The sequence below is a fragment of the Sphingomonas phyllosphaerae FA2 genome (assembly GCF_000427645.1).
GTDB classification, from domain to species: domain Bacteria; phylum Pseudomonadota; class Alphaproteobacteria; order Sphingomonadales; family Sphingomonadaceae; genus Sphingomonas; species Sphingomonas phyllosphaerae.
In genome coordinates this window covers 88,855-115,767 of the sequence record NZ_KE386571.1, presented here as the reverse complement: position 1 = coordinate 115,767, position 26,913 = coordinate 88,855, and the positions used below count along the sequence as shown (strand labels likewise).

At 67.4% G+C, this 26,913-nt stretch carries 23 protein-coding genes; 10 read left to right on the top strand and 13 right to left on the bottom strand.

Features of this window, described 5'->3' with window-relative positions:
* Positions 1–15: 15 nt before the first annotated feature.
* The 4 genes from SPHPH_RS0100940 to SPHPH_RS0100925 all read right to left on the bottom strand — a co-directional run bounded on the left by SPHPH_RS0100940 (position 16) and on the right by SPHPH_RS0100925 (position 4,272).
* Entirely contained in the window at positions 16–1,266 is a 1,251-nt protein-coding gene (locus SPHPH_RS0100940; RefSeq protein ID WP_028965015.1) for a nitrate/nitrite transporter, read from the bottom strand.
* A 242-nt stretch (positions 1,267–1,508) separates the two neighbouring features.
* The gene (locus tag SPHPH_RS0100935) at positions 1,509–2,720 is read right to left on the bottom strand and encodes an ABC transporter substrate-binding protein (protein ID WP_028965014.1); all 1,212 of its coding nucleotides are present in this window, start codon (positions 2,718–2,720) and stop codon (positions 1,509–1,511) included.
* Complete coding sequence (locus SPHPH_RS0100930; RefSeq protein WP_028965013.1) at positions 2,717–3,298, bottom strand: ANTAR domain-containing response regulator; 582 nt, start codon at positions 3,296–3,298, stop codon at positions 2,717–2,719. Before SPHPH_RS0100930 ends, SPHPH_RS0100935 begins: the two co-directional genes overlap by 4 nt.
* Before the next feature lie 80 nt (positions 3,299–3,378).
* Positions 3,379–4,272, bottom strand: a complete 894-nt coding sequence (locus tag SPHPH_RS0100925) for a Gfo/Idh/MocA family protein (RefSeq protein ID WP_028965012.1) — start codon at positions 4,270–4,272, stop codon at positions 3,379–3,381.
* A gap of 137 nt (positions 4,273–4,409) precedes the next feature.
* On the opposite strand from SPHPH_RS0100925, the gene SPHPH_RS0100920 reads away from it, so the two are divergent.
* The 4 genes from SPHPH_RS0100920 to SPHPH_RS20980 all read left to right on the top strand — a co-directional run bounded on the left by SPHPH_RS0100920 (position 4,410) and on the right by SPHPH_RS20980 (position 7,940).
* Entirely contained in the window at positions 4,410–4,820 is a 411-nt protein-coding gene (locus SPHPH_RS0100920; protein WP_028965011.1) for a hypothetical protein, read from the top strand.
* A gap of 81 nt (positions 4,821–4,901) precedes the next feature.
* The gene (locus SPHPH_RS0100915; protein WP_081668421.1) at positions 4,902–7,262 is read left to right on the top strand and encodes a TonB-dependent receptor; all 2,361 of its coding nucleotides are present in this window, start codon (positions 4,902–4,904) and stop codon (positions 7,260–7,262) included.
* Positions 7,263–7,346: 84 nt separating this feature from the next.
* A complete protein-coding gene (locus SPHPH_RS0100910; RefSeq protein ID WP_028965009.1) occupies positions 7,347–7,616 on the top strand; it encodes a hypothetical protein in 270 nt (89 codons plus the stop codon).
* 177 nt (positions 7,617–7,793) lie between these two features.
* Complete coding sequence (locus tag SPHPH_RS20980; RefSeq protein ID WP_156025757.1) at positions 7,794–7,940, top strand: lmo0937 family membrane protein; 147 nt, start codon at positions 7,794–7,796, stop codon at positions 7,938–7,940.
* A 60-nt stretch (positions 7,941–8,000) separates the two neighbouring features.
* Here the strand turns inward: SPHPH_RS20980 and SPHPH_RS0100900 are convergent, their stop codons facing one another.
* From SPHPH_RS0100900 to SPHPH_RS0100875, 6 genes are all read right to left on the bottom strand, one after another.
* Positions 8,001–8,495: a DUF427 domain-containing protein gene (locus tag SPHPH_RS0100900; RefSeq protein ID WP_028965008.1), complete on the bottom strand. Its 495-nt coding sequence runs from the start codon at positions 8,493–8,495 to the stop codon at positions 8,001–8,003.
* Positions 8,492–8,845 (bottom strand): thiol-disulfide oxidoreductase DCC family protein, encoded by a 354-nt coding sequence (locus tag SPHPH_RS0100895; protein WP_272944257.1) that lies wholly within the window; start codon positions 8,843–8,845, stop codon positions 8,492–8,494. The genes SPHPH_RS0100900 and SPHPH_RS0100895 overlap by 4 nt, the downstream gene beginning before the upstream one ends.
* Positions 8,846–8,873: 28 nt before the next feature.
* Positions 8,874–9,122, bottom strand: coding sequence for a glutaredoxin domain-containing protein (locus SPHPH_RS0100890; RefSeq protein ID WP_028965006.1), 249 nt, complete (start codon positions 9,120–9,122; stop codon positions 8,874–8,876).
* Between the two features lie 93 nt (positions 9,123–9,215).
* Positions 9,216–9,866 carry an OmpA family protein gene (locus tag SPHPH_RS0100885; protein WP_051272762.1) on the bottom strand — a complete coding sequence of 217 codons (651 nt, stop codon included), beginning with the start codon at positions 9,864–9,866 and terminating at the stop codon, positions 9,216–9,218.
* Positions 9,863–11,698 carry a cation:proton antiporter gene (locus SPHPH_RS18515; protein WP_037487828.1) on the bottom strand — a complete coding sequence of 612 codons (1,836 nt, stop codon included), beginning with the start codon at positions 11,696–11,698 and terminating at the stop codon, positions 9,863–9,865. The genes SPHPH_RS0100885 and SPHPH_RS18515 overlap by 4 nt, the downstream gene beginning before the upstream one ends.
* A 71-nt stretch (positions 11,699–11,769) precedes the next feature.
* A complete protein-coding gene (locus tag SPHPH_RS0100875; protein WP_238302787.1) occupies positions 11,770–14,124 on the bottom strand; it encodes a membrane-bound PQQ-dependent dehydrogenase, glucose/quinate/shikimate family in 2,355 nt (784 codons plus the stop codon).
* 317 nt (positions 14,125–14,441) lie between these two features.
* Between SPHPH_RS0100875 and SPHPH_RS0100870 the strand changes: the two genes are divergently transcribed.
* The 6 genes from SPHPH_RS0100870 to SPHPH_RS18500 all read left to right on the top strand — a co-directional run bounded on the left by SPHPH_RS0100870 (position 14,442) and on the right by SPHPH_RS18500 (position 21,436).
* Complete coding sequence (locus SPHPH_RS0100870) at positions 14,442–14,921, top strand: TauD/TfdA dioxygenase family protein (protein ID WP_028965003.1); 480 nt, start codon at positions 14,442–14,444, stop codon at positions 14,919–14,921.
* A 124-nt stretch (positions 14,922–15,045) separates the two neighbouring features.
* Positions 15,046–17,466, top strand: a complete 2,421-nt coding sequence (locus SPHPH_RS18510; protein WP_051272761.1) for a TonB-dependent receptor — start codon at positions 15,046–15,048, stop codon at positions 17,464–17,466.
* A gap of 31 nt (positions 17,467–17,497) precedes the next feature.
* Positions 17,498–18,862, top strand: a complete 1,365-nt coding sequence (locus SPHPH_RS0100860) for an LLM class flavin-dependent oxidoreductase (protein WP_028965002.1) — start codon at positions 17,498–17,500, stop codon at positions 18,860–18,862.
* Positions 18,859–19,821 carry an aliphatic sulfonate ABC transporter substrate-binding protein gene (locus tag SPHPH_RS18505; RefSeq protein ID WP_051272760.1) on the top strand — a complete coding sequence of 321 codons (963 nt, stop codon included), beginning with the start codon at positions 18,859–18,861 and terminating at the stop codon, positions 19,819–19,821. The genes SPHPH_RS0100860 and SPHPH_RS18505 overlap by 4 nt, the downstream gene beginning before the upstream one ends.
* Positions 19,822–19,833: 12 nt before the next feature.
* Positions 19,834–20,688, top strand: a complete 855-nt coding sequence (locus SPHPH_RS0100850; protein WP_028965001.1) for an ABC transporter permease subunit — start codon at positions 19,834–19,836, stop codon at positions 20,686–20,688.
* A 1-nt stretch (position 20,689) separates the two neighbouring features.
* Entirely contained in the window at positions 20,690–21,436 is a 747-nt protein-coding gene (locus SPHPH_RS18500; RefSeq protein ID WP_037487825.1) for an ABC transporter ATP-binding protein, read from the top strand.
* A 126-nt stretch (positions 21,437–21,562) separates the two neighbouring features.
* Here SPHPH_RS18500 and SPHPH_RS0100840 read toward each other — a convergent pair whose 3' ends face one another.
* The 3 genes from SPHPH_RS0100840 to SPHPH_RS0100830 all read right to left on the bottom strand — a co-directional run bounded on the left by SPHPH_RS0100840 (position 21,563) and on the right by SPHPH_RS0100830 (position 26,714).
* The gene (locus tag SPHPH_RS0100840) at positions 21,563–23,083 is read right to left on the bottom strand and encodes a tryptophan halogenase family protein (protein WP_028965000.1); all 1,521 of its coding nucleotides are present in this window, start codon (positions 23,081–23,083) and stop codon (positions 21,563–21,565) included.
* Positions 23,080–23,796, bottom strand: a complete 717-nt coding sequence (locus SPHPH_RS18495; RefSeq protein WP_051272759.1) for a DUF6445 family protein — start codon at positions 23,794–23,796, stop codon at positions 23,080–23,082. Before SPHPH_RS18495 ends, SPHPH_RS0100840 begins: the two co-directional genes overlap by 4 nt.
* 62 nt (positions 23,797–23,858) lie before the next feature.
* Complete coding sequence (locus SPHPH_RS0100830; RefSeq protein ID WP_051272758.1) at positions 23,859–26,714, bottom strand: TonB-dependent receptor; 2,856 nt, start codon at positions 26,712–26,714, stop codon at positions 23,859–23,861.
* Positions 26,715–26,913 lie beyond the last annotated feature (199 nt).

Here is a 26,913-nt window from a genome sequence, read left to right as displayed (position 1 = left end):
TCCGTATCCGGTGGATCAGATCCGCACGCCGGCGGCGGTGCCCCAGCGTGCGCGCCAGCCGCGCTTGACGATCGTGAGCCCAGCCAGCGCGACGAGCGCGAGCGTGGCGAAGATCAGGAAGCCGGGCGCGAAGCTGCCGGTCCATTGCTTGGCAAGGCCCAGCGACGAGGCGAGATAGAAGCCGCCCACCCCGCCAGCCATGCCGACCAGCCCGGTCATCACCCCGATCTCGGCGGCGAACCGCTGCGGCACGAGCTGGAACACGGCGCCATTGCCGACCCCCAGCGCCAGCATCGCCGCGACGAAGCACGCCAGCGCGGCGACGAACGTCCCGGCGAGGCTGACCCCGAGCAGCGCAAGCGCGGCGAGCAGGAACACGACGCTCAACGTGCGTACCCCGCCGATACGGTCCGCCAGCGCGCCGCCCATCGGCCGCACCAGCGATCCGGCGAACACGCAGGCGGCGGTCGCATAGCCGGCATGGACCGTGCTCAGCGCGAAGCGATCGGTGAAATAGATCGGCAGGCTCGCCGCCAGCCCGACGAAGCCGCCGAACGTCACCGCGTAAAAGGCCATCAGCCACCACGCATCCGCCTGCCGCAGCGGCGCGAGATATTCGGCCAGCCGCTTCGGCGCGGGCGCGCCCGGCGCGTCCTTGGCGAGCGCCATGTAGACGAGGAACACGATCGTCAGCGGGATGCAGGCGAGCCCCAGCACCGCGTTCCAGCCGTACAGCCCCGCCAGCGCGGGCGCGAACAGCGCGGCGAGCACCGTGCCCGAATTGCCCATGCCGGCCAGCCCCATCGCCTTGCCCTGATGCTCGGGCGGATACCAGCGGCTGGCGAGCGGCAGCGCGATCGCGAAGCTCGCGCCGGCAAAGCCGAGGATCACGCCCAGCGCCAGCGTCCCCGCGAAGCTGGTCACGCCGAGCATCCACGCCGCGAGCAGGCCGAAGATCACGATCAACTGGCTGATCGCCCCCGAGCGCTTCGGCCCGAGCCGGTCGACCAGCAGCCCGTTGACGACGCGCAGCCCCGCCCCCGCCAGCGTCGGCACCGCGACCATCAGCCCCTTCTGCGCCGGGCTGAGCCCCAGCGCCGCGGCGATGTCCGGCGCGAGCGGCCCCAGCAGCACCCACACCATGAAGGCGAGATCGAAATAGAGGAAGGCGGCGATCAGCGTCGGGCTATGCCCGCTCGCCCAGAAGCCGCCCGCCGCCGCCTGCTTCCCCCCTTCTTGCCCGCGATCCCAGAACGCCGTCGCCATCGCCCGTGCTCCAAACAGAAAAAGCCGCCAGGACGGCGACCCTTGCGGGTGCGTCCTGGCGGCGTCGTTGCCTCGGTACGGATGCGGGGCGCTGTCGCCCTGCTCCGCCAGCGTGGACCTCCCCGGCGTTGGAGAGGCGTGTCGCTGCTATCTCGTGTCCGGCATCATTGCCCGACGAATGTAAAGCTGCCTGATTCGCGGCGGCGATGCAAGTCCCCTTCGCATCCGCAGCATCAGCGGCGTTACGGAAGCTGCGCCAGATAGCCGGCGATATCGTCGGGATCGAAGGCACGGCCGTCGAAGAAGCGATCCTGCCCCAGCAGCAACCGCCCCTGCGTCGATCCCGCGCCGATCGGCGCATCGAGCGCACCCTCAAGCTTGGAACTGGCGTTGGGCAGTGGCGCACCCGATCCGGCCAGCGCGGCGCGGTACAGGTCGGGGCGGAACACCGATTGCGCGGTTGCGGCATCCGCCGCGGAGAAGCGCAACCCGTCCCAGCGCACCATCTGTGCATAGAGCCACGCCGCCTGACTGCGCCACGGGAAGTTGGCGGCCTCGCGGTACTGGAACATGAAGTCGGGATAGGCGATCGGCGCGCTGCCCGGCGTCACGCGGATGCGGTCGGTGATCGCACGCAGGATCGCCTCCACCGGCGCGTCGCAATATTCGGGCCGCGCGAGCAGCGCGGCACTGTTCTGGACGGTGTCGGGGCGGACGAAATATTCGGCGGCGGCGTGGAGCGCACGCAGCAGCGCGGCGAGCGCCTCGGGCCGTTCGGCGGCGGTGTCGGAGCGCAGCGCCAGCACCTTCTCCACCCCGCGCCGCCAGATCTGCGCGGTCGCCAGCGCGATCCGGCCGACGCCGCGATCGACCGCGATCGCGTTCCACGGCTCGCCGACGCAAATGCCGTCGACCTCGCCCGCCGCCAGCGCATCGGCGGCGAAGGTCGGGCTGGTGACGGTGATCGCCACGTCATCGTCGGGGCGGATGCCGACCCCCGCCAGCCAGTAACGCAGCATGTAATTGTGGCTGGAGTAGCGATGCACCACCCCGAAGCGCAGCGGACGCCCCGCCGCCCGCCGCTGCGCCGCCACCTGCTTGAGCGCCGCGCCGAGCGCGATCGGATCGCCGAGTGAGTCGCCCAGCCCGCACGCCTCGCCCAGCGCGGTCGAGAAGGTGATCGCATTACCGTTCAGCCCCAGCACGAACGGCACGGTCAGCGCCACCGCCGGTCTATCACGCCCCAGCGCGGTCGAGATCGCGAGCGGCGCGACCAGATGCGCGGCATCAGTATGGCCGTAGAGCAAGCGGTCGCGCACCGTCGCCCAGGTCACGTCGCGCATCAGCTCGATCCGCACGCCCTCGGCGGCGGCGAAGCCCAGTTCGTGCGCGAGGATCGGCAATGCGGCATCGACCAAAGGCACGAAGCCGATGCGGAAGGTCTCGGCGCTCATGGCAGGTCTCCCATCAGCGCTTCGCTGGTCACGATCGCCTCCGCCACCTCGGCGATCCGGCGGTTCGACTTCATCGCATGGCCGCGCAGCAGCGCATAGGCGGCGGGTTCGTCCAGCCCGCGCCGCTTCATCAGGATCGCCTTGGCGCGGTCGATCGTCTGCCGGTCGGCCAGCGCCGATTTCGCCTCGGCCAATTCGGTCTGCAACCGCGAGAACGCCTGAAAGCGGCGGATCGCGAGATCGAGCACCGGCTTGATCCGCTGCTTGGCCAGCCCGTCGACGACATAGGCCGACACGCCCGCATCGACCGCCGCCATCGTCGTCTGCGCGTCGGACTGGTCGACGAACATCGCGATCGGCCGCGCCAGCGCACGCGACATCGCGAAGAAATCCTCCAGCAAATCGCGGCTGGGGTTTTCGAGATTGATGAGCACCACCTCGGGCGCGCTCGCCTCGACCTGCGCGACCAGCGGCCCGGCGGGATCGATCACCACCAGATCGACGAGCCCGGCTTCGCGCAACCCATCCGAGATGATCGCGGCGCGCGTGGTGCTGGTATCGATGATCGCGATCTTCACGGTGACGATCGACTAAAGCGAGGACGGGACACTGACTAGCCCCTGGATGGCGTCGTCCCTCCTGGCTGGCACGGCAATGCTCACGCTTCGGCGTGGCGGACGATGGCCTCGCAAATCTCGTGCGTCGCCAGCAGCGCGGGGGCGTCGACGGGCCGGCGCTCGCGCGCTGCTAGCAGGAAGTCGTCGCACATCGCCTCGAAACCTCGCTGTTGCCCGACAGAAACCCAGTCACCGCGACGGCGCACCGTCGTCATCCCGCTCGACTCGATGCGATCCGCGAGGTTCAGGACGGTCCGGCGCACGCCGCCGCCGATGACGTCGAGCCGTTCCTCGTCGAGCCCGCCGTCGCGATGCATCGTGCCGATCGCCGTGAAGCCGTCGCCCGCCAGCGTGAGCGTGATCGCGTGCAGCATGCCCTGCACGACATGCGTCTCGATCGTGCGGCGTCGCACCCGCGCGGGCGCGAGCGACAGCAGCGTATCGGCGACGTGGATGAAATCGTCGAACACCACGCGGCGGGCGACGTCGGGCTGTCGGTGGCGGTGCTTTTCCATGACGATCAGGCTGGCATCGACGGCCCGCAGCGCGACATAATCGGGCGCGAACCGCCGGTTGAAGCCCACGGCAAGCGGGGTGGCGCGATCCCGTGCCAGCGCGACGAGCGCCTCCACCTCGCCGAGATTGTCGGCAAGCGGCTTGTCGACGAAGGTAGGAATATTCCGGCCGAGAAGAAGCTCGACGAGTTCGGCGTGCGCGGGGGTGGCCGTGTGGACGAAGGCGGCGTCGAACGTGCTCGCGGACAGCGCCGCGACCGTGCTGGTGTGTCGATGCGCGATCCGGAACGAGCGACCGACCTCATCCAGAACCGATTGGTTGCGGGTGGCGAGGTGGATATCGAGATCGGATCGCCGCGACAGGACCGGAAGATAGGCTTTGCGGGCGATGTCCCCCAGTCCGATCATGAGCACGCGCATCTCTGTCATCCTTCGTCGGGGGCCGTCGCCGGTCGCTCAGCGTGCTGTACGGCTGAGGCGCGGTGTCGCCAAATCGGTGGTCGACAGCCGCGGAATGTTCGGGTGACACGCCGTTCCTGCAAAGCTAGTCATGTCGCGTGCATGCCGTTCGGCACCTTCTTGCGCAACGCCGGCTCGCGATCCTGATCTGCGCGGCGACGCTGCTGCTCAAGCTGCTGGTTCCCGGCGGCTATATGATCGACCGTGCGCCCGGGCATTTCACGATCACGATCTGCCCGGGGATTGCGACCCCCGCCGCAGCGGCCGCAATGCCGGGCATGCACGGCGACATGCCCGATCACGGCAAGACGGACGATCGCGGCAAGGCCGACATGCCGTGCGCCTTTTCCGGCCTGTCGGCCGCCGCCTTGAGCGCGACCGATCCGCTCCAGCTTGCCGCCCTGATCGTCTTCGTGATGGCCATGGGCCTCGCACGACGGGTGCTGCCGCCCGGCATCGCATGGGAGCGCCTGCGCCCACCCTTGAGAGGTCCGCCGACCCTCCTTTGACCGATCGATCCCGCGTTCCTGGCGGACGCGGCTCCCGTTCAAACGCGTGGGCGTTCCGCCGCGCGGGTCGAAGGCCTTTCCATGATCCGATCCCATCTTCTGGCGGGGGCCTGCTTGCCCTGCCTGTTCTTCGTCGTTCCCGCACCCGCGCAGGTCGCGGCGCCCCCCACACCGCGACCGGCCACCGATGCCGAAGGAACCGTCCTTCGCCAGGCCGAGATCGTCGTGACCGCGCAGAAGCGGCCGCAGATCGTCCGGGACGTGCCGGCCAGCGTCACGACCCTTTCGCCCGGCCTGCTCGGCCGCCTCGACACGCCGGATTTCTCACGGATCGCCGATGCGGTGCCAGGCGTCGCCTTCGCCACCACCGGGCTCGGCAATTCCCAGTACATCCTGCGCGGCATCGGCGGGGTCGGGTTCGTCCAGTCGCCGACGACCGGACTCTATCTCGACGAGACGCAATTGCAGACCCGCACACTCCGCGGCTTCTCACAACCCGACCCACAATCGTTCGACATCGCACGCGTCGAGGTGCTGCGCGGACCGCAGGGCGTTCTGTACGGCTCGTCGACGCTGGGCGGGATCGTGCGGATCGTCACCAACCAGCCCGACGCGTCGCGGATCGCTACCCGGGGCGAAGCGGGCGCGTCGACGATCAGGGACGGCGGCACGAGTTGGGAAGCGAAGGCGATGCTGAACCTGCCGATCATCGCCGACACGCTGGCGCTGCGCGTCGTGGGCGGGATCGTCCGCCAGGGCGGCTGGATCGACGATCTCCGCCCTGTCACCGGCAACCTGACCGAAAACGGCGGGACGGCAGCGGTGCGCAAGGACGTGAACTGGGCGCGCACCGGGTTCGTCCGGGCCGCGCTGCGCTGGACCGCGACGCCGACGCTCACGATCACGCCGTCGCTGGTCTGGCAGGATGGTTTCAGCAACGCCGATCGACCGCACAGCGACGCGACCTTCGGCAAGCGTGCGCGGCTGAAGGCGCGGTACGCGGATACGTTCGCGAAGGACCGGTTTGCGATCGGCTCGCTGTTAATCGAGAATACCTTCGACGCGTTCGGCGGCCTGACGCTGTCGTCGAATTCGTCCTTTCTCGACCGGCGCAACAGCCTGTCGTTCGACGTCACCGCGTTCGATTCTCCGATCGTCGAGCAGATCGTCGGCCCTGCGCCCGGCGGCCGGTTGTTTCCGACGCCGCTGGTCGATGTCGGGCGAACGAAGCAGTTCACGCAGGAAGTCCGCGCGGTCTCCGACGGGACAGGGCCCTGGCAATATGTGCTTGGCGGCTTCTACCGCGATCTCCGCCAGCGATCCGGCCGCACGATCACGGTGGCGGATTTGTTCGGCGTCGCCGCGCCGCTGCCGCTCGGCGCCAGCAGCCCGCCCGTCATCCAGGACAGCGCGGTTCGCTTTCGCGAGCAAGAAATCGCGGCGTTCGGTGAACTGACCTACGCCGTCGCGCCGCACATCAGGATCGCCGCGGGCGCGCGGTTGTTCGGCTATCGGCAACGCGAGGCCAACCGGCGGTTCGGCATCGGCGGGGTGAGCGGCGGCGATCTCGCTTATGCCTATGACGAGCGCAACCGCGAGCATGGCATCACGCCGCGCGCCACGCTCAGCTACGCGCCTGGCCAGGCCGCGACGCTGTACGCCAGCTATGCGCAGGGCTTTCGGACGGGCGGTGTCAACGCACCGGTCACCGACAGCATCTGCTCGCCCGCGGAACGACGTGCCGCGGGCATTCCCGACGTGCCGCCGCCTTATCGCAGCGACCGGACCGACAATTACGAAGTGGGCGCCAAGAGCAGCCTGTGGGGCGGCCGCGTGCGGATCGATGCGGCGGCCTATGCGATCGACTGGAAGGACTATCAGCAGGCGTTCCAGACGGCGTGCGGAATCAACAACGCCACGACCATCTCCTTCACGGTCAACGCCGGGCGCGTGCGCAGCCGCGGCGGTGAACTCGAAATATCCGTCATGCCGTTTGACGGGCTCGACCTGCACGCGGGGGGTGCGTTCACCGACGCGACCTATCGCAACGACGTGCCCAACCTCTTGCTGCCGGCAGGATCGCGCGTGCTGGACGTGCCGCGCTGGACCTGGAATGCGCGTGGCGATTACGATGTCGCGTTGTCAAACAGGTGGCGCGGCACGCTGTTCGCCGCGGTCCGGCATGTCGGATCGAGCAACAGCGGGTTCGGCGAGGGCGAGGTGCTGCCGCGACCGGCCTATACGCTGGTGGATGCTTCGGCCGGTTTACGAAACGCGCGCGGCGTTGGCGTCGATCTGTTCGTCACCAACCTGTTCGACGTCGTGCCGCTGTTCGGTCAGGAGTTTACGACCTCGCCCGGCAACACCACGGCGACGAGCTATTTCTCCTATCTGGTCGGCCCGCCCCGGACGATCGGCGTCAGGCTGACCGGTGGCTGGTGACGGCGGATGCCGAGGCGTGGAACCATCGTGCGGTGGCCGCACTTGTAACCGGTTGAGGTGTCACCTCCAACGAAGGGGCTTTTCATGAAGAAGGTTTTGGCGATCGCGTTGCTGGCCGGCGTGGCCTCGCTCAGCGCATGCAACTCCAGCCCGCGCGAGCAGGCGGCCGACAATATCGAGGCCAATGCCGACGCGGTCGCGGACAATCTCGAGGATGCGGCGGACAATGTCGAGAACGACGCGGCCGAGGACCAACTCGAGAACAAGGCCGATGCGGTTCGCGACCTCGGCGAGAAGAAGGCCGACGACATGCGCACGCATGATGCGGACACCAATCTGAAGAACGGCATCTGAGCCACATCGAACAGGACGGGCTGCTCCCAAGCGTGGCCCGGACTGGAGGGGCGTCCGCATCGGGCGCCCCTTTCGCGTTTATGACGCGCGACGCGTGCCCGTGGAACGCTTTCGGGCGCCGATTATTTCTGAATGTGTCTGCCACCGCCGGCAGGCGCATCGATTAGGGAAGACGCCATGTTGTGGACCATCGCCGTGATTTTGCTGGTGCTGTGGCTGCTCGGATTTTCCCTGCACGTCGCCGGGGGCCTGATTCACATCCTGCTCGTCGTCGCCATCGTGGTCGGGCTGATCCAGCTGTTCTCGGGACGTCGATCGGTCTAGGTGTTCAGTCCCGCGCGCGTCGCTACGCTCACGTCGGTGAGGGAAGCGACGCGCCGACCGTCACCACCCCGTGCTGCCGGAAACGCCCTTGAACGGCCCCGCGAGGTCGGAGGTGATCCAGCCACCGTAAAAGCCGCCGGGCTGCGGCACCACCTGCTCGCCATCGATCGTGCAACGGTCGAACGGCCCTGCATAGAAGGCGACGTGATCGCGCAAGGCCGCGAAGTCAGGCGTCGGCTCGGGATAGCTCCACGCCACGTCGCGGAGCAATTCGTCGCCGATCGCCAGATGCCAGTAGACCGCGTGCCCCTTCCATTCGCAGAAGGAGCGGCGTGACGATGCGCGCAGCAGCCCAGACGTCAGGTCGGCAGGGGGCAGATACCAGCTTGGTGGATGGCTGGTCTCCAGCGTGCGAACCGCACGGCGCGTATCGGCGACAAGAACACCGCGATGCTCGATGATGACATGTCGATCGCTGGCTTCTGCGACCGCAGGGCGCGGGTAGCACCACACCCTCTCCTGTCCGGGCGCCACGGGATCGGGCCGCGGCCTCATGCGCGGGCTTTTCGCCGCAGGAACCGGCGCTTAAGCCGCGGCCGCACGCGAAGGAAGGACCGATAGACACGCTCCAGCCCGGCCAGCACCAGCCGGTTGCGCGCCACCTCGCCCAACGGCCGCAACAGCGGGATCGCGCGCCACATCGCCGCAAACGCCGCCGCCCCGGACAACAACGGACCGCCGTCCTCCTGCGCGTGGAAGCGGGCCAGCATGTCGGCGCGGTCGAGCGGACAATCAACCGGGCCGGTGGCATCCACGAACGCGATCGCACCGCGCCGATCCAGACGCCGCATCAGGGCGATCTCGCGTCGGCAGAGCGGACAGTTTCCGTCATGCCAGACGGTCACCCGCTGCGCCGCCGCGTCACGCACGCGATCACCCCTTCGCCAGCAGGCGCTCGAGTTCGTCGCTGCCACCGATCCGCTCGCCATCGATGAAGACTTGCGGCGTCGTCGCGACGCCCTGTTCCGCCTTGAACGCATCGACCTCGTCGCGCGACCGCAGGATACGGTCGTCGACGTCATAGCCCGCGTCCTCCAGCATCTGTTTGGCGCGGACGCCGAACGGACAGGTGTGACCGGGCAGCACCATTCGATATAGTGTCGCGGTTCCGGCTTCTGCCATCAAGCATCTCCACGGGCATCCGCGCCCGTGCTGCTCAAGCGACCCACGCGGCATGACGTTCCCGATCATCGTGCGCGGCCGGCCAGCCGGACGTCACGGATCGTTCGAAGGCGCCGCGTCGGCGGCCGGCGCGTTCGCCGGCACATCGACCTTGATCTCCACGCGCCTGTTCTTGTCGCGCCCCTGCGGATCATCCGTGCCGTCGAGATTCCGATTGGGGGCAATCGGCCGCGCCTCGCCAAGCGCGATGACGGTCATGCGATCCGCCGCAATCCCCTTCGTCACCAGATAGTCGCGTGCGGCCTCTGCACGGCGGCGGGACGCGCTGAGGTTGGCCGCGTCGGAGCCCTTGGAATCGCTGTGACCCCAGATCGTGATCGGGCCGCCGAGCGCCACGACCGGATCGGCCGCCAGCGTGTCGAGCAACGCCCGTCCCGCCGCATCCGGCTGAACGCCGCTGGCGGGGAACGGCACGGTCAGTTCGGCTGCCTTGGCGGGAGGGGTCGTCGTGGGGGATGGCTCGATGTCCGGACGGATGATCGATTTGGCCGCATCCTCCTTCGCCCCATCGTCGACTTGATTGTTGGGCAGCGCGCCGTTGCCGGCGGCCTCGCCCTCGGGCGATTCGTGCGCCGTATCGTTGCCGGCGGGTTCGGTTCGCGGCGCGCACCCGGCCATGCCGAGGCCGATCGCGGCGGCGGCGGCGAGGAGCGACGCGCGGTCCTTCCACTTCAACATCGTCATGCAATACCCTCTCCGACTGCGATGGATCGATTTGCCTCCGGATCACCATGCCGCGACGGACCGTAAGACACCATGATGTCGCCGCTTTGCGGCGTCGGTCGTGCGGCATGGGTGAAGAACCGGATACGACCATCCTTGTGCAGCACGAACAGCATGTCGGCCTCGTCCGGCAGCAGCGAGCGGGCATCCTCGAAGTTGAACTGCTCGCTGATCCGGGTTCTGCGAAACGCCCAGCCGGCGGCCTCACGCCGAGAAATGTCCTCGACGCCGTGCCCGGCGGTGAACATCGCGCGGCCACGCAACGCCTCGGGCAGGCTGCGCCGGTCCTCGTCATCGCCGCTGCCCCCCAGTTGATAGACCGAGTCGCGACCGACCTTGTGCGCGAATTCGTTGCAGACCAGCGCGTTATAGGCTTCGTTCTCTGTGGTCGCGGCAAGAACCTGAAATTGCGTGAGGTCGAGCCGTTCGTCGGTCGTCTCCGCCAGGATCTCGCCGTGGAAGGTTTCGATGCCCGCCTGACGCGCGGCCGACAGTCGCTGCCAGCTCGTGTCGGCGATCATCACCGGCAGCCCCAGCGACTGAAGCTGTCGCGCCAGCGAGACGCTCCACGACGTGCTGCCGACGATCAGCAATCCTTTCTGCGTCGCCCCGGTCACCTTCAGCCAGCGCGCGACGTGGCGGATGCTGAAGCCGTGCGCGACGATCGTCGCGACCACGACCGCGAAGGACAGGGTGACCAGGATTTCGCCATTGCCATAGCCGAGCTGGTTGAGGCGCAGCGCGAACAGCCCCGAAATCGCGACCGCGACGACGCCGCGCGGCGCGATCCACGCGATCAGCAGCCGCTCGTTCCACGGGATCTTGCTGAACGCCAATGCGATCAGCACGGTCGCCGGCCGGACGAGGAACAGCAGCGCGAAGAGGAACGCGGCGAAGCGCCACTCGAACAGGCGAAGCGCCGCGAAGTCGAGCGAGGCGGACAACAGGACGAAGACGCCGGAGATCAGCAGGACCGTCACATTTTCCTTGAACGGATGGATGTCGCGCAGCGAATCCAGCCGCATGTTGGCCACCGCCACCCCCATCACCGTCACCGCGAGCAGCCCGGTTTCCTGCTGGATCAGGTTCGACAGGACGAACGTCCCGATGACGGCGACGAGCAGGACCGGCGCCTTCAGATATTCCGGCACATGCCCGCGCGGGAACGCCCAGGCGATCGCACGCGCCATGCCGTACCCGATCAGCCCGGAGACCACAGCCGCGCCCAGCAGCGCGGACACCACTGACAGCAATGTCCCCCCGTCATCGACGCGCCGCAGATATTCGTAGGTGATGACCGCGCAGAGCGCGCCGAACGGATCGTTGACGATCGCTTCCCACTTCAGGATCGCGCGCGGACGCGACGCGACATTGCTCTGCCGCAGCAGCGGGATGACCACTGTCGGGCCCGTTACGACGAGGATGCCTGCGAACAGGATCGCGACAGGCCACACCAGCCCGGCGACGTAATAGCAGGCCAGCGTACCGAGAACCCAGCCGAGCGGAATGCCGATCACCATCAACCGCGTCACCGCGCCTTCGGTCTTGCGCAGCTCCCGGAAATTGAGGCTCAGCCCACCTTCGAACAGGATCAACGCGACGGCGATCGAGATCATCGGCTCCAGGAGCGAACCGAAGGTCTGTTCGGGCACGATCACGCCGGCGATCGGGCCGGCGATGACACCCGCGGCCAGCATCAGCGCGATGGCGGGCCATCCGGTCCGCCACGCCACCCATTGCGCACCGATCCCCAAGGCGCCGATCAGCGCGATCACGAGAGCTTGTTGTTCCATAAGGCGGCTTAACCGCGCAGGCCGGCGAAGGTAACCGCCGGCCTGCTTTTATCGTCGCCCGTCCCCGCGCATCAACGCTGCCGCGGCAGCGCGAAGGCCAGCGTGTAATCACCGTAACGCGTGCCCAGCGCACCGTGGCCGCCCGCGGTGATCACCACATATTGCCGCCCGTCGCGCCCTCGGTACGTCATCGGTGTCGCCTGCGCGCCGGCGGGCAGCCGCGCTTTCCACACCACCTCGCCGCTGTTGAGATCGTAGGCGCGCAGATACTGGTCGGTGGTCGCGCCGATGAAGGCGAGCCCGCCGGCGGTGATGATCGATCCGCCGAGATTGGGCACGCCGGTCTTGATCGGGACGCCCAGATGCGTGCCGAACAGCCCGGTGTCGCGGGCGGTGCCCAGCACCTTCTTCCACAGGATGCGCCGCGTGCCGAGATCGACCGCGGTCAAATGCCCCCACGGCGGCGCGACGCACGGCGCGCCGAATATTCCCACCCACGCCTTCACCACCGCGACATAGGGGGTGTTATACTGCGTCTGGAGCTGCGCCTGCATGGCGTTCTCGCCGCCCTGCTTCTGCTTCATCATCGGCCCGACGCGCGGATCGTCACGGCGCATCAGCCACAGCTTGAACGGCATCTCCATCGTGTTGACGGTCATGATCCCGCGCACCGGATCGACCGCCGCACCGCCCCAGTCGGTTACGCCATCAAACGCCGGATGGCCGATGATCGGCTTCAGCCCCATCGGCTGGTAGATGCCGGTGCCCTGCGCGCGGCGGATGTCGATCCGGCAGAACAACTGGTCGATCGGCGTCGCGCCCCAGGTCGCGACCTCGCTGGGGGCCGCCGGGGTGAAGCTCGGCATCCCGGTCGAGAATGGCTGCGTCGGCGACACCCGGACACCCGGGGTGGCGCCGTCGGTGCGGACCGGCCGTTCGGTGATCGCGGCGATCGGCGCGCCGGTCATGCGGTTGAGGAAGAACACCTGCCCCATCTTGGTCGTCTGGAGCAGCGCCGGGATCACCTGCCCGTTGGGCGCGCGATAGTCGAACAGCGACGGACCGATCGGCAGGTCCATGTCCCACATGTCGCGGTGCACCAGCTGCCGCGTCCAGCGCAACTTGCCGGTCGCGATGTCGAGCGCGACGATCGACGAACCGAACCGGTCGTCGAAGGGCCGGCGGTAGCCGATCCAGTAATCGGGCGACGCGTTGCCGGTGCCGAGATAGACGAGCCCGTTGGCGGAATCCGCCGTGATCGCGCCCCAGACATTGGGCGTCCCGCGCGTGTAGGTCTGCCCCGCCGGCAGCGGCGCGATCGCATCGGGGGAGCGGCCGACGTCCCACGCCCAGACCGGCGCACCCGACACCGGGTCATAGGCGCGCACCACGCCCGAGGGGATGTCGCGATTGACGTTGTCGATGATCCGCTCGCCGATGATCAGGCGATTGTTGACCACCACCGGCGGCGTGGTGCCGATCTGATCGGATGGCTTGGACGTGCCCATATTGGCGCGCAGGTCGATCGCGCCGCCGTTGGCGAAGCTCGGGCACGGCCGCCCGGTGTCGGCATCCAGCGCCACCAGCCGGGCGTTGAAGGTCGGCGCGAAGATGCGGCGCGGGCACGGCGTTCCGGCCGGCGCCTCGAAATAGGTGACGCCACGACAGACGAGATAATTGTTGCCGGCGATCCTGGCATCCTCGTGCCAGCTCCACTTCGTCCGGCCGGTGGTGGCGTCGATCGCCTGGACGAAGGAATGCGGCGTACAGGTATAAAGCGTGTCGCCGATGTGGATCGGGGTCGCCTCCGAATGATATTCGCGTTTGTGCTCCTTGCTCTCCGCCGGCATCGGCAGATCGCCGGTGCGCTGCGTCCAGGCGAGCTGTAGCTGCCCGACATTCTGTGGCGTGATGTCCGCCAACGCGGAGTAGCGGCGACCCGAAAGCGTTCCGCCATAATCGCGCCAATCACCGTCCGCCCCCCCGGTGGGCGCAGCGGCGACGACCGAATTCGGCGTCTGCTGCGCGACCGCACCCTCACCGCGCAGCAGCAACCCGCCGGCACAGAAGGCGATCAGCGCGATGGCGGCCGCCGGAACCGCACGGTGATGCAGCCGTGGCGATCGCCCGCTCCAGCCAGTCAACAGCACCAGTACGAGCAACACCGTGGGGGCGACCAGACGCGGGACGAGCTGGAGACCGTCGAACCCGACCTCCCACAACGCCCAGAGCAGCGTCCCTGCCCAGATGAGGACGAACAGCCAGCGCCCCAGCACGCTGCCGCGACCGAGCAAGGCGCCGCTCGCGATCATGGCGAGGCCGGCGACCAGATAATAGGGCGATCCGCCCAGCGAGACGAGCACCCCGCCGGCCACCGCGAAAAATCCGCCGAGGATCGCGATGAGCCACGCCAGTAAGGTGGTCAACAATCGTCCCATCGCGCCGTCCTCTTGCCGTTCACCTCCCCAACGCGGCAAGCAAAGAAAAGACACAAATCGCACAGACCGGAGCGGATCGGCTGATTCTTCAGGCCATCGGTCTGCGCCGGTTTGTGCGTGGCCGGTGATTGAAGCCGCCGGTGACGGCCAAATCCGCCGTCTTTGCGCCCGGCGCAGCCTGCGAAACCAAATTTGCCGACCGCCAATTTTAAATTTCTATCAATTCCCACTGAATCGGTGGAGTTTGAATTGTGCCTCGGTCGGTTGCGGCCAATCGCCCGTCGCCTGTTTGAGAAAGAGCATTCATGACCGTGATCCACCATGAATTTGCCGGTGCCTCTTCCGCCGAAATCGCACCCGACATGCGCCCGGCCGCTGGCCGGACCGGCGCGGAAATCCTCGGCATCGATCTCGGCCGCGACGCGGGGGACGCCGCAACGCTGGCGCCGATCCGTGCTGCTCTTCTACGCTGCACGGTGATCTTTTTTCGCGGGCAGGGCGCGCTGGACGATGCCGCGCGCGGCGTGAAGCAGGCGGGCTCGCAGCGCATCTTCAACGCGTTGCAGGAACACGCGACCGTGGCAGAGCATACGATGCGCAGGCAGCCCGGCGACGTCGCGATCAGGGACAATCGCGCGATACAGCATCGCGCCATCGCGGACTTCGGCAAGAAGCCACGTCATCTGCGCCGCGCCACCATTGCCAGAGACGTGGCGGTCGGTCTCGACGACCACCGCAGCCGCACGATCAAACCCGAACCGGCGGAGCGCGCCGCCGCGGCCTGAGCGGGTCGCCGCCGACCTGAACCGGGTCACACCCGCGCCGCGCGCGAAGCAACTCGCCGCGTGCGGATTCGCGCGCTGCTTCGACGCGCGCTGACAAGAACAAGAAAAGGGGGAACTTTCTATCATGACAATCAACGGCTTCGGTGCCGCGTTGCTCGGTGCCGTCTCCTTCCTCGCGCTGGCGACGCCGGCTGCCGCGCGCGATCTTCCGGGCGAGGACACCGCCGGCAAGATCGCCGATGCGTCGACGCCGGACGTCGACGAGGCGTTCGGAGGCGAAGTCACCGTCACGGCGCGTCATCGTAGCGAACGGTTGCAGGACGTGCCGATCGCCATTTCGGTCGTCGCGGGGCAGGAACTTGCCGCAAAACACCTCGATCGAGTCGCCGATTTCGCGATCAAGGTGCCCAATTTCAGCGCGCTGCAACAGAATACGCGCGTCTCGGGGCTCTTCATCCGCGGTCTTGGCGGCAACGCCAGCAACGACGGCGCGGAGGGCGGCGTCGGCCTGATCGTCGACAACGTCGTCTACAATTATGTCGGCTTCAGCTGGCTCGATTTCGTGGACCTCGACAGCATCGAGGTGGCGCGCGGCCCCCAGGGCACGCTGCTGGGCAAGAACACGACGATCGGTGCGCTGATCGTCCGGACGCAGCAGCCGAGCTTTACGCCCGAACTCAACATCAACGCCACTTACGGCTCGCGCAACCTGAAGCAACTGCGCCTGAATGCGACTGGCCCGATCTCGGACACGCTCGCGTACCGGCTGACCTTCTCCAATTCGGTCGACGACGGCTGGATCACCAATGCCTATGACGGCGCCGGCTACCTGAACACGAACCGCTGGTCGACCCGCGGCCAGTTGCTGTGGAAGCCGAGCGATACCGTCAGCAGCCGATTGATCGCGGAACATTACGAAACGACCGAATACAACAACTGGTATCCGCCGACCGTCGACGTCAACACCAACCTGAAGCTCGACAACACGCCCTTCACCACAACGGCCAATCCCACCGGCGCACGCAATAGCTGGACCAACAAGCTACGCACGCTCTTCGGCTACAATCCGAGCCTGGCCTCCCCCGACAACGCCAACCTCAACACGCAAAAACGCCTCGTCTCGCGCGTGGATGGAGCTTCGAACGAGGCGACGGTGGGTATCGGCGGAACGACCTTGTCGGCGATCTCCGCATGGCGGCGGATGTACTTCCGCCCCTATAACGACAGCGACGGCAGCCCGCTGTCGATCCTGCGCTACGGCTTCGACGTCGATGTCGACCAATATACGCAGGAACTGCGCCTAGCCTCCGACAAAGGTGGGCCGATCGACTGGACGGTCGGGGCGTATTACCTGCACGAGGATCTGCGCAGTCGCCTGCGCACCATCTATTACAGCGACGCGAGCACCTATTTCCTGTCGCCCAAGGTGCCCTCGGCCGTCCTCGCCAACCTGGAGGTCGATCGCGACGGACGGATGAAGGTCGACAGCCTGGCGGGGTTCGGTCAAGCGACGCTGCACCTTGGTGAGCGGGTGTCGGTCACCGGCGGGGTACGCTACACCAGCGAGCGGAAGGCGGCGTCCGTTGCGGGCTCGTCGTTCGGCGCCGCGCCGCTCACCGACAGCCTTGCCGCCTATGCCGCGCAACGCGCCGCGATCACCGGCCCAGTCTACAATCTCGACGCGGCGGTGCGGCACGGATCGTGGTCGTGGCTCATCAATCCCGCCTGGAAGATCAGCGACACGCTGAACGCCTATGCGGTTGCCAGCTATGGCGAGAAATCCGGCGCGGTGAACACGGCTGCGACCGCCGCACAGGCCGGCGTGCTGATCATCCAGCCGGAAACGTCGCAGGACTTCGAAGTGGGAGTGAAGGGCCGCTGGCTCGACGGGCGCGTGACCGCCAACCTCAACTTCTACAACGACACGATCAAGAACTATCAGGACACGCAGGTCGATCAGAGCCAGCCGGTCCTCGGCACCTATCTCGCCAATGTCGGCAAGGTGCGGCTGCGCGGGTTCGAGCTGGAGACCGGCGTCTCCCCGGTGCAGGGCTGGACGCTCACCTTCAACGCGGCGCATAACGATGCGCGCTACCTGTCGTACGACAATGCGCCGGCCCCCCTTGAATATCAGGCGTATCTTGCGACGCAGCAGGGCGTGGCCGCCGCCGCGACGCGACTGCCGCTGACCGGCTATCAAATCCGTAACGCGCCGAAATGGACGCTGCAGGGCGGTCTGGACGTCACGCAACCGATCGGCGGCCATCTGGTCCTGACCGGCTATGCCAACGTCGCCTACCGCACGCGCACCAATCTCGCGAATCCGCGCTCGATCTACTTCTGGCAGCCCGGCTATGCACTGGTGAACGCCGGCGTCGGCGTGCGCTCGGCCGACGATCTGTGGTCGCTTTCGCTGTGGTCACGCAACCTGTTCGACCGGCGCTACGCGACAATGTTCAGCACGGCGGGCGGCTCCTCGCCGATCAACCAGATCTTCGGCGAACCCCGCACGATCGGCCTCACGCTCGGCCGCCGGTTCGGCTGAGCCGCCCGCTTCCCTTTCTGGAGACGTTTCCATGACCAAGCGTACCGACCAAATTCGCCTTGGCGCGTTCCTGATGGCGACGGGACATCATGTCGCCGCGTGGCGGCACCCGCGCGCCGCCGCCGACGCCGGCGTCAGCATCGACCATTATGTCACCATCGCGCAACGTGCCGAGGCCGCAGGCTTCGACATGATGTTCCTTGCCGACAGCCAGGGTGGCTGGGTCGACCGGTCGCAGCTCGACAGCGTAGCGCGCAGCCCGCAGGTCGCCGGGTTCGAGCCGCTGACGCTGCTCTCCGCGATTGCCGCACGCACGCAGCGCATCGGGCTCGTCGCGACGGCGACAACGACCTATTATCCGCCCTATCTGCTCGCGCGGCTGTTCGCGTCGCTCGACGTGCTCAGCAACGGGCGCGCCGGCTGGAACCTCGTCACGTCTGCGGCCGCCGCCGAGGCGCAGAACTTCGGGCTGGACCGTCATCCGGAGCCTGAGGCGCGCTACGCACGCGCCGCCGAGTTCGCGGCCGTGGTGAAGGGGCTGTGGGAGAGCTGGGAAGACGATGCGTTCCCGCGTGATCGCGCCACCGGGCTGTTCGCCGATCCCGACAAGCTCCATCTGCTGGACCACCGCGGCGAGCATTTCGCGGTCGCGGGTCCGCTGAACGTACCGCGCTCTCCGCAAGGACATCCGGTGGTCGTGCAAGCCGGCTCGTCCGAACCGGGGCGCGACCTGGCCGCGGCGACCGCGGAGGTGGTGTTCACCGCGCATCAGACGCTCGACTCCGCCGCCGCCTTCTACGCCGATGTGAAGGGACGGCTCGCGCGATACCATCGCACACCGGACACGCTGAAGATCATGCCGGGGGTGATGCCGGTGATCGGCCGCAGCGAGGCGGACGCGCGCGCGCGCTACGAAGAATTGCAGCAACTGGTCCATCCCGACATCGGCCGTCGCTTTCTGGCGCATATCTTCGAGGACGAACGATTGCTCGACCACGATCAGGACCGGCAACTGCCCGACTGGCTGGTAGTGGATGGGCGCAAGAGCCGCCCGGCCTTGTTGCTCGATATCGCCCGCCGCGAGGGGCTGACCGCGCGCGAGTTGCACCTGCGCGTCACCGGGGCCCGCGGGCATTGGACGATCTTCGGCGACGCCGGCCAGATCGCCGACCAGCTCGAACAATGGTTCGATGGTCATGGCGCCGACGGCTTCAACATCATGCCACCCGCGCTGCCGGAACATCTCGACGATTTCGCCGATCAGGTCCTGCCCGAGCTTCGACGCCGCGGCCGGGTCCGCGACGGCTATGAAGGGACGACGTTGCGCGAGCATCTTGGCCTGCCCTTCCCCGTCCACCCCGCAGCGGGCGCAGCTCTGGCCGAGGCAGCGGAATGACCCGGCGCGGCTGGATCGTCGCCGCACTGGCGCTGCTTCTCGCCGGCTGCGGAGGCGAGGCGAACAAGAGCGATGGCATCACCATCGGCTATCAGAAAGGTGGCACGCTGCTCATCGCCCGACTTCGCGGCGTGGTGACGAAGCGGCTGGAGTCCGAGCATCTCGGGCCGGTCCGTTGGGTCGAGTTCCCGTCGGGCCCACCGCTCATCGAGGCCATGCGTGCCGGCGCGGTCGATTTCGGCCATGTCGGCGATACGCCGGTCGCCTATGCCCAGGCGACCGGGCTCGACATCGTTTATGTGGCGACGCACAGCTTCCCCGCCGAAATCGGCAGCCAGTTGCTCGTTCCCAAGGGCTCGCCGATCCGCACGGCGGCAGATCTGAAGGGCAAGCGCCTGGCGTTCGTAAAGGGATCGGCGGCGGAGGTCGCGGCGATCGTCGCGCTCAGGAAATACGGCCTGACCCTCAAGGACGTGACCCCCGTCAATCTGCCTCCCGGCGATACGATGACCGCCTTCGCCAACGGCGCGATCGACGCGTGGCTGACGTGGGACCCGTATCTTACGCTCGCCGAGGACAAGATCGGTGGGCGTGTCGTCCCGCTCGACCGCGGAGGATTGGCCGCGACCAATTTCTACATCGCGCGCGGCGCGTGGGTGAAGGCACAGCCGCAGCAGGTTCGCGCCGTGCTCGACGCATTGCGTGACGAGGCGGCATGGGCGGACGCGCATCTCGATCAGGTGGCGCCATTGTTCGCCGCGGCGACCCGCATCTCCCCACCGCTTCAGCGGCGAATGCTCGACCGCTTCACCGGCACGCCGTTCGCCGTGAACCCGGTGGCGCCCGCCGAGATCGCCAACCAGCAGCGGGTTAGCGACATCCTGTTCGAGGCAGGGGTGCTGACCCGCAAGGTCGACGCGCAGGCCGCCGCCTGGACCGGCTGGACGCCGAAGCGCTGAGAGGAGACGATCATGGCCAGTCTTGCTTATGGACCTCCCCGCCGCGCTGCGGACCCGCGCGCGGTGGCCAGCCGCGCGGCCACCCGGCAGATCCAAGAGTCGCGTCTCGCCCGGTCGCGCTGGACGCCGCTGCTGGTGCCGGCGCTGTTGCTCGCCGGCTGGGAAGCGGGATCGGCGACGGGCGCGTTGCCTGCGTCGGTGCTGCCGGCGCCGGTGGCCGTCCTGACCGCGGGATGGCAACTCACCCGCGACGGCACGCTGCCGACCAACCTCGCGATCAGCGCCAGCCGGGCGCTGGCGGGGCTGGCGGTGGGAGGGACGCTTGGTCTGCTGCTGGGCATCGCAACCGCCATATCGGTCGGGTTGCGCCGGCTGCTCGACCCCACGATCCAGGCGCTACGCAGCGTGCCGCCGTTCGCGCTGCTTCCGCTCATCATCCTCTGGCTAGGGATCGACGAGGGCGCGAAGATCGCGCTGATCGGATGGAGCGTGTTCTTCCCGCTCTACCTCAATTCCTATCATGGCGTGCGGTCGGTCGATCGCAGCCTGCTCGAGATGGGGCGCGTCTACGGCATGGGACGGACGACGCTGTTCCGGCGCGTCACGCTGCCCGGCGCGCTGCCGTCGATACTGGTCGGCATCCGCTTCGCACTCGGTTTGATGTGGCTGGCGCTGATCGTGGCGGAGACGATCGCCGCCAGTTCCGGTATCGGCTATATGGCGAACCAGGCGCGCGAGTTCAGCCAGACCGACGTCATCGTGCTGACGATCGTCATCTACGGCGCGCTCGGCAAGCTGACCGACACGGCGACGCGCGCGGCCGAGCGCCGTCTGCTGCGCTGGAACCCCGCTTATGGAGAGCGTTGACATGGCGCAGACCGCTTCGCGGCCGCTCGTGGAACAAGCATCCGGTGGTACGCCGATCGTGGTGTCCGGACTGGTCGTCGCGTTCGATGGACCTCCGGTGATCGACAACCTCGACCTCGTGGTCGATCCCGGCGCGTTCGTATCGATCGTCGGCCGTTCCGGCTGCGGCAAGAGCACGCTTCTGCGCACGATCATCGGGCTGGAGGCACCTCAGCGCGGCACCATCACCGTGGACCGCGACCGCGCCCGCATCGTGTTTCAGGAACCGCGCCTGCTCCCGTGGTTCGACGTCCTGACGAACGTCGTGCTCGGCGCCGGCGATCTGCCCGACGCACGGGAGCGCGCCGCCGAGACGCTGGCGTTGGTGGGCCTGTCGGCCAAGGCGCACGAATGGCCGACACGCCTGTCGGGTGGCCAGCGTCAGCGCGTCGCCCTGGCCCGCGCCCTGGTCAGCCAGCCACGCCTGCTGCTCTTCGACGAGCCGCTCGGTGCGCTCGACGCACTGACCCGGATCGAGATGCAGCGACTGATCGAAAATGTCTGGTCTCGCCAGCAATTTACGGCGCTCTTCGTCACGCACGACGTCGGCGAGGCGGTAATGCTAAGCGATCGGGTGGTGATGATGGATCGAGGGAGGATCGTCAGCGATACCGACATCCCCGCCCCCCGGCCCCGTCGCCACGGCGATGCGCAACTCGCGACGATCGAAGGTCGAATTCTGGACTTGCTTCTGGCCGGTGGTTCGTGAGCGGATGCCAGGCACGAGGGGGCGGGCATGCTGGGAGCAGCTGACCGGCTTATGTGCGCATCGCATGCCCGCCCGGCGTACGAACGGCGGAACTCAGCGGGTATGACGGTGCACCCGCCGATACCTTCAAGGCACCATCATCGGGGCCGCAGCGCAATGGCGCGCGATGAAGTCGGCATGCGCGGGCATATGCCCGATTGCGGCCTGCGTAACCGCGGCGATCCGTTGCAACCGTGCCCGCACCTCGTCCAGCGCCATGCCCGCCGCCAGCGGATCGTAGCCATCGGCCGTCAGCCCTTGCCCGTTCATGACCGCCAGCCAGCTCGTTTTGGTGAACAGCTCATCCGCCTCGCGATACACCCGCCCGGTTCGCGCATGGATCGCCAGTCGCTCGGCCAGCGTCTCCGGGATCGGCATCGCAGCCAGATCGCGCCAATAGGCCGTGTCGCGCCGCTCGGTCGCGTGAAAATGCAGGATCAGGAAATCGCGGATGCTCTCGAACTCCGCCACCATCAACCGGTTGTAGCGGCGCGTGTCTGCGGGCTCGAACGCGCGGGTCGGCAGCATTTCTAGCAGCCGCGCGATTCCCGCCTGGATCAGATGGATGCTGGTCGATTCCAGCGGCTCCATGAACCCGCTCGCCAGCCCGAGCGCAACGCAATTGCCGATCCAGAACCGGTCGAGCCGCCCGGTGCGGAAGCGGAGCTGGCGCGGCGCAGCCAGCGGCTCGCCATCAAGGTTGGCTAGAAGCGTCGCGGTCGCCTCGTCCTCGGAGAGGTGCCGGCTGGCATAGACATGGCCATTGCCAACGCGGTGCTGCAACGGGATGCGCCATTGCCAGCCCGCTGCCCGCGCGGTGGAGCGCGTGTAGGGCGCGGGCGGCGCGATGTTCGCGGTTGGGACAGCGACGGCGCGATCATTGGGAAGCCATTGGCCCCAATCCTCGAAGGTCGCGCCCAGCGTTTCGGCAATCAGCAGCCCGCGAAACCCCGAGCAGTCGACGAAGAAATCCGCGTCGATCTGCGTGCCGTCCTTCAGCACGACGGCGGCGATCCGGTCGGGGTGGTCGCCTCGGATCACTTCGACGACACGCCCCTCGCGCCGCATGGCCCCGGCCGCCTCCGCATGGCGGCGCAGGAACTGGGCATAGAGCCCAGCGTCGAAATGGAAGGCATAGCCGATATGCGCGAGCGGCGTGTTGCCCGGCTGGGGCGGCATGAACCGGCCCGCGCGCGCCGCGGCCGCGCAGATCGAATAAGCTTCCAGCGGTTGCGCCTCCCCCGCCTGGCGCAGCCGTTGCCACATCGCCTCGAACGGCACCGCGCCCTTGTCGATGCCGTAGACGCCGAACGGATGGAAATAGCGGTGCCCCGATCGCAGCCAGTCAACGAACTCGATACCGAGCTTGAACGTACCCTGCGTCGCGCGGACGAACTCGGCTTCGTCGATGCCGAGCAGTGCATTGAACGCCTGGATCGGCGGAATCGTCGCCTCGCCGACGCCGACCGTCCCGATCTCCTCGGACTCGACCAGCGTGATCGCCGGGCCGTGCGGCCCCAAGACTCGCGCGAGCGCGGCGGCCGCCATCCAGCCGGCGGTGCCGCCGCCGACGATCGCGATTCTGCGCAGCGGTGTGTTGTCGGTCATGCGTCCACCCGGCATTGCAGGAACAGGTTGCCGGTCAGCCGGCCGTGGCGTGGGTCGGCTGCCCGTGCAGGAAGCGTCGTGATCCAGCCCGAATGGAGCAGCGCCGCGCGGTAGAGGAGCAATCGGTCGGGGATCGCGGGGACGATCTCGATCGCCTCGAACCCGTCGTCGGCGCCGATGGAATAGCGAGGCGGCGCGACCGGATCGTGGGCGCGCGCCGCCTGGTAGGCGGGCCATCGTTCGGCATCGAGCGTCTCGAACCCGGTTGCGCGATGGCGAAAGAAGGCGGTGCCGTCGGAATTTCCCGGCGACAGGAAGTGGACGGTCGCGAATTGCAGCCTGTCGGCGGTGTCGACATGCGGCACGCGCTGGTCGGCGGTCAGATCGGCCGGGGCGGTGGTGACGAGCGAGAAGTTGCCGCGGGCACGCGCTGGCCGGACCGGGCAACCGGTAAAATGCGCCGCGATCAGCGGCAGGATCCCGCGCACCATCGCGTCGACATACGCGACCGGCGCGGTGCCGAGCAGGCCGGGATAGCCATTGCCGACGCTTGCGGCCGGCGCGAACGCGGCCTGACTGACGGCGAACGCGCGCAGTGCGTCGACCTGTCCGGTCGCACCATCGACGACCAACACCGGCTCGCGCTCGGTGCCGACGTGCAGGATGGTCAGGGTCGCGCCGGGGGCGAACGCCAGATCGTGCCGAACCCCCACCGACGCTCCTTCCCTCCAAACGATGCCGGCCTCTTCCTATCAGGAGAGGCCGGGAGGGGTCGTCAATAGGTCGCGCGTAGCGACAGGCCGAAGCGGCGATCGTTGAGCTGATATTGCAGCGGCTGACCGATCGTGCCGATGTACGTGACGTTCATGCGATTGGTCAGGTTCACCGCATCCGCCGAGATCGCGACATGGGTGTTGAGGTTGACGCTCACCGATGCGTCGAGCGACGCATAGGGCTTGGCATATTGCGGCTGGTTGGTGCCCGCGCCGAACGTCTGGTCGAGGTAGCTCGACCGCCAATTATAGGCGAGCCGCGCGGTCAGCGGCCCCTTCTCGTACAGCCCGATCAAATTGTAATTGTGCTTCGACAATTTCTCGAGCGGCAGCTGCGCCGACTGACCGGAGCCGGCGGCCGCGAACGGATTCGTGACGTTCGAGTCGACATAGGTGTAATTGGCCTGCACCCCGAAGCCGCTGAACAGACCGGGCAGGAAGTCGAGGAACTGCTGATAGCCGATCTCGGCGCCCTTGACGGTGCCCTTGCCCGAATTGAGCACGGTGCTGACGTCATAGGCGCGGCCCTGGAAGGTCTGGACCAGCGTACCGCTGGCCAGGAATCCGTCGACCTTCTTGTAGAACAGACCACCGGTCACCGACCCGGCCGGCGCGAAATACCATTCGGCGGTCAGGTCGAAATTGTTGGATTCGATCGGGTTGAGCCGCGGATTGCCGGAGCTGGCACTCGGGCGACCGGTGATCGGATTGACCTGATTGGCGTTGTTGAGCGTGAGATTGGTCGACAGTTGATCGAAGTTCGGTCGCGCCAGCCCCTTTGAATAGGCGAAGCGCATCTGGAACTCCTCGGTGATCCGCGCGCGCAGGTTCACGCTGGGCAATGCGCGGGTGTAGCTCTTGGCGACCGCCAGCGGCGAGGTGGTGCCGTCCGAATTGAATTGCGTCCCGAACGAGGTGAGGTCGGTCTTGACCAGCCGTACGCCCGCATTGCCGTCGAAGCGGATGCTGCCCGCCTCGAACGCATAATCGGTCGACCCCCAGACGGTGTAGGTCTTTTCGGTCTGCGCGTTGAGATCGCCGGGGGTGAAGGCGTCCTTGGTCTTGGCGCCGAACAGCGCGTACAGCGCCTTGGTCTGCTTCCAGACGTCGCCGGTCACGCCGCCGCCGCCGGGCAGCGCCGGATACAGCAGCCCGCCGGTGACGCTCTTGCCGTCGAAGAAGTTCGGGGACGGCGCCGACATCGCCAGCTCCGGATTGCGGCTGAGCGGGATCAGCGCGGTGCCGTCCTTCGCCGAGCAGGACGGATCGGGGCCGGTAGCGTAGAGGCAGACGCCGTTCCACGTACCGCGCAGATCAATCGAATTGTCAGAATAGCGCGCGCCGCCGCGCAGCTTCTGCAGGAAGCCGCCCTCGAGATCATATTCGATGTCATAGGCGAGCGCGAGCGTATCGGCGTCGTTGCGTTGCAACGCGTCGGCGATGAACGGCGTCGCGTAATTGGCGGGGTTCGTCAGCAAAGCCTTGTCGCGCACGTCCCACCGCGGGCGGCTGCCGCGCAGGTCGAAGTCGATGATCGACGGGTGCGGCGATCCGGTCGGCGTGTTCTGGCCTGCGGCGGTGAACAGCGTCAGGACGTGGCCGTTGCGATCGGCGTTGTAATAGCTCTTCAGATACTGGACGTCGAAATGGACCTTGGCGCGGTCGGTCGCCTGCCAATCGGCGCCGAGCGTGAAGTTCTGGCTCTGGCTCCACAATTGCTGGTCGAAGCGCCCGGTCTCGAAATTCTGCTGCTGCAGCGCCCCCGACGTCGCATAGCCGTCCTTGTTGAACGTGAAGGTCGAGCTGGGCAGCGGGTTGGATTGCGATCCGCCGTTGACGGTGTAGTAATAAGCGCCGCGGCGGTTGAACCAATATTTGGCGAGCTGATACTGGCCGGTGACCAGCAGATTGTCCGCCGCCTGCCATTGGACCGCGGCAGCGATGCCCAGCCGGCGACGATCGCCCAGATCGTCATAGACCTGCATCCCCATTGGCGCCCGGGCATTGGCGGGCGCGCCGGCGATCGATCCGGCCGGGATCGGGTTCTGCGGGTTGGCGAGAATGCCGTCCTGGCGATAGGCGCTCGTCGAATAGACCGCATTGGCGAGGATGCCGATCTCGCCGATCCCGGTGTCGAAGCGGTTGCTGTAGAGCCCCGACGCCGAATAGCCGAACTTGTCGACCCGGTCGTAGTAATTGCCGCGGACGGTGCCGCTGATCGTCTGGCCGGGCTGGTCGAACGGCAGCCGCGTGCGCAGGTTCACCGCCGCGCCGACGCCGCCCTCGATGATGTTGGCGGGCGCGTTCTTGTAGACGTCGATCCCGGCGAGCAGCTCGGGCGGGATGCCTTCCAGATCGAAGGCGCGACCGCCCGATGCCGAATAGACCGCGCGGCCATCGAGGAAGTTCTGGACCTGGGTAAGCCCGCGGACGGTGATCGCCGGCGACGTGCGGTGATCGAAGTCGGTCGCCCCCTCGCCATAGCGCCGCTGGATCTGCACACCGGTGATGCGTTGCAGCGCCTCGGTGGTGTTGGCGTCGGGCAGCTTGCCGATGTCCGTCGCCTGTACCGAGTCGAGGATCTGGCTGGCGTTGCGCTTCAGCGCCTGTGCCGAGCGCAGCGACTCCCGGACGCCGGTGACCACGATGTCCTGCTCGTTCTGATCCTGTTGCGCGACTTGCGAGGCGTTCAACGCGCCAGTGGACTGGTCAGCAGTGCCACCCTGCCCGGCCCCGACGCCGCCGGCCAGCATCGCCGGCGTTGCGCTCACCTGCGCACCGGCCATGCCACTCGATCCGAAGACGGCGATCGCCACCATCGATGCACCGACCAACCAACGCGCTTCCAGCTTCCGCATATACCCCCTCCTCAAGTCGCTGCCGTGTCGCAGCTAACCTAGCCTATATCGCAAAAAGCCAAATGCCGGACAATTGAATTGTCATACTTTTAACCTGAGAAGCCAAATTTCTGGAATGTAGAACGATCACAACGGGATAGGCGGCGGCGAATCCGACTTCGGTCCAAAGCAAGCTAAGCGGCCAATTGTCAGTCTTGTT

Excerpts from the sequence above, each read along its gene's own strand:
- SPHPH_RS0100840 (WP_028965000.1), bottom strand. The coding sequence starts at position 23,083 with ATGACCGACAACACACCGCTGCGCAGAATCGCGATCGTCGGCGGCGGC.
- SPHPH_RS0100860 (WP_028965002.1), top strand. The coding sequence starts at position 17,498 with ATGACCAAGCGTACCGACCAAATTCGCCTTGGCGCGTTCCTGATGGCG.
- SPHPH_RS0100885 (WP_051272762.1), bottom strand. The coding sequence starts at position 9,866 with ATGACGATGTTGAAGTGGAAGGACCGCGCGTCGCTCCTCGCCGCCGCC.
- SPHPH_RS20980 (WP_156025757.1), top strand. The coding sequence starts at position 7,794 with ATGTTGTGGACCATCGCCGTGATTTTGCTGGTGCTGTGGCTGCTCGGA.
- SPHPH_RS0100915 (WP_081668421.1), top strand. The coding sequence starts at position 4,902 with ATGATCCGATCCCATCTTCTGGCGGGGGCCTGCTTGCCCTGCCTGTTC.
- SPHPH_RS18500 (WP_037487825.1), top strand. The coding sequence starts at position 20,690 with ATGGCGCAGACCGCTTCGCGGCCGCTCGTGGAACAAGCATCCGGTGGT.
- SPHPH_RS0100870 (WP_028965003.1), top strand. The coding sequence starts at position 14,442 with ATGACCGTGATCCACCATGAATTTGCCGGTGCCTCTTCCGCCGAAATC.
- SPHPH_RS0100850 (WP_028965001.1), top strand. The coding sequence starts at position 19,834 with ATGGCCAGTCTTGCTTATGGACCTCCCCGCCGCGCTGCGGACCCGCGC.
- SPHPH_RS0100940 (WP_028965015.1), bottom strand. The coding sequence starts at position 1,266 with ATGGCGACGGCGTTCTGGGATCGCGGGCAAGAAGGGGGGAAGCAGGCG.
- SPHPH_RS0100830 (WP_051272758.1), bottom strand. The coding sequence starts at position 26,714 with ATGCGGAAGCTGGAAGCGCGTTGGTTGGTCGGTGCATCGATGGTGGCG.
- SPHPH_RS0100910 (WP_028965009.1), top strand. The coding sequence starts at position 7,347 with ATGAAGAAGGTTTTGGCGATCGCGTTGCTGGCCGGCGTGGCCTCGCTC.
- SPHPH_RS0100935 (WP_028965014.1), bottom strand. The coding sequence starts at position 2,720 with ATGAGCGCCGAGACCTTCCGCATCGGCTTCGTGCCTTTGGTCGATGCC.
- SPHPH_RS0100890 (WP_028965006.1), bottom strand. The coding sequence starts at position 9,122 with ATGGCAGAAGCCGGAACCGCGACACTATATCGAATGGTGCTGCCCGGT.
- SPHPH_RS18515 (WP_037487828.1), bottom strand. The coding sequence starts at position 11,698 with ATGGAACAACAAGCTCTCGTGATCGCGCTGATCGGCGCCTTGGGGATC.
- SPHPH_RS0100925 (WP_028965012.1), bottom strand. The coding sequence starts at position 4,272 with ATGCGCGTGCTCATGATCGGACTGGGGGACATCGCCCGCAAAGCCTAT.
- SPHPH_RS0100900 (WP_028965008.1), bottom strand. The coding sequence starts at position 8,495 with ATGAGGCCGCGGCCCGATCCCGTGGCGCCCGGACAGGAGAGGGTGTGG.
- SPHPH_RS18510 (WP_051272761.1), top strand. The coding sequence starts at position 15,046 with ATGACAATCAACGGCTTCGGTGCCGCGTTGCTCGGTGCCGTCTCCTTC.
- SPHPH_RS18505 (WP_051272760.1), top strand. The coding sequence starts at position 18,859 with ATGACCCGGCGCGGCTGGATCGTCGCCGCACTGGCGCTGCTTCTCGCC.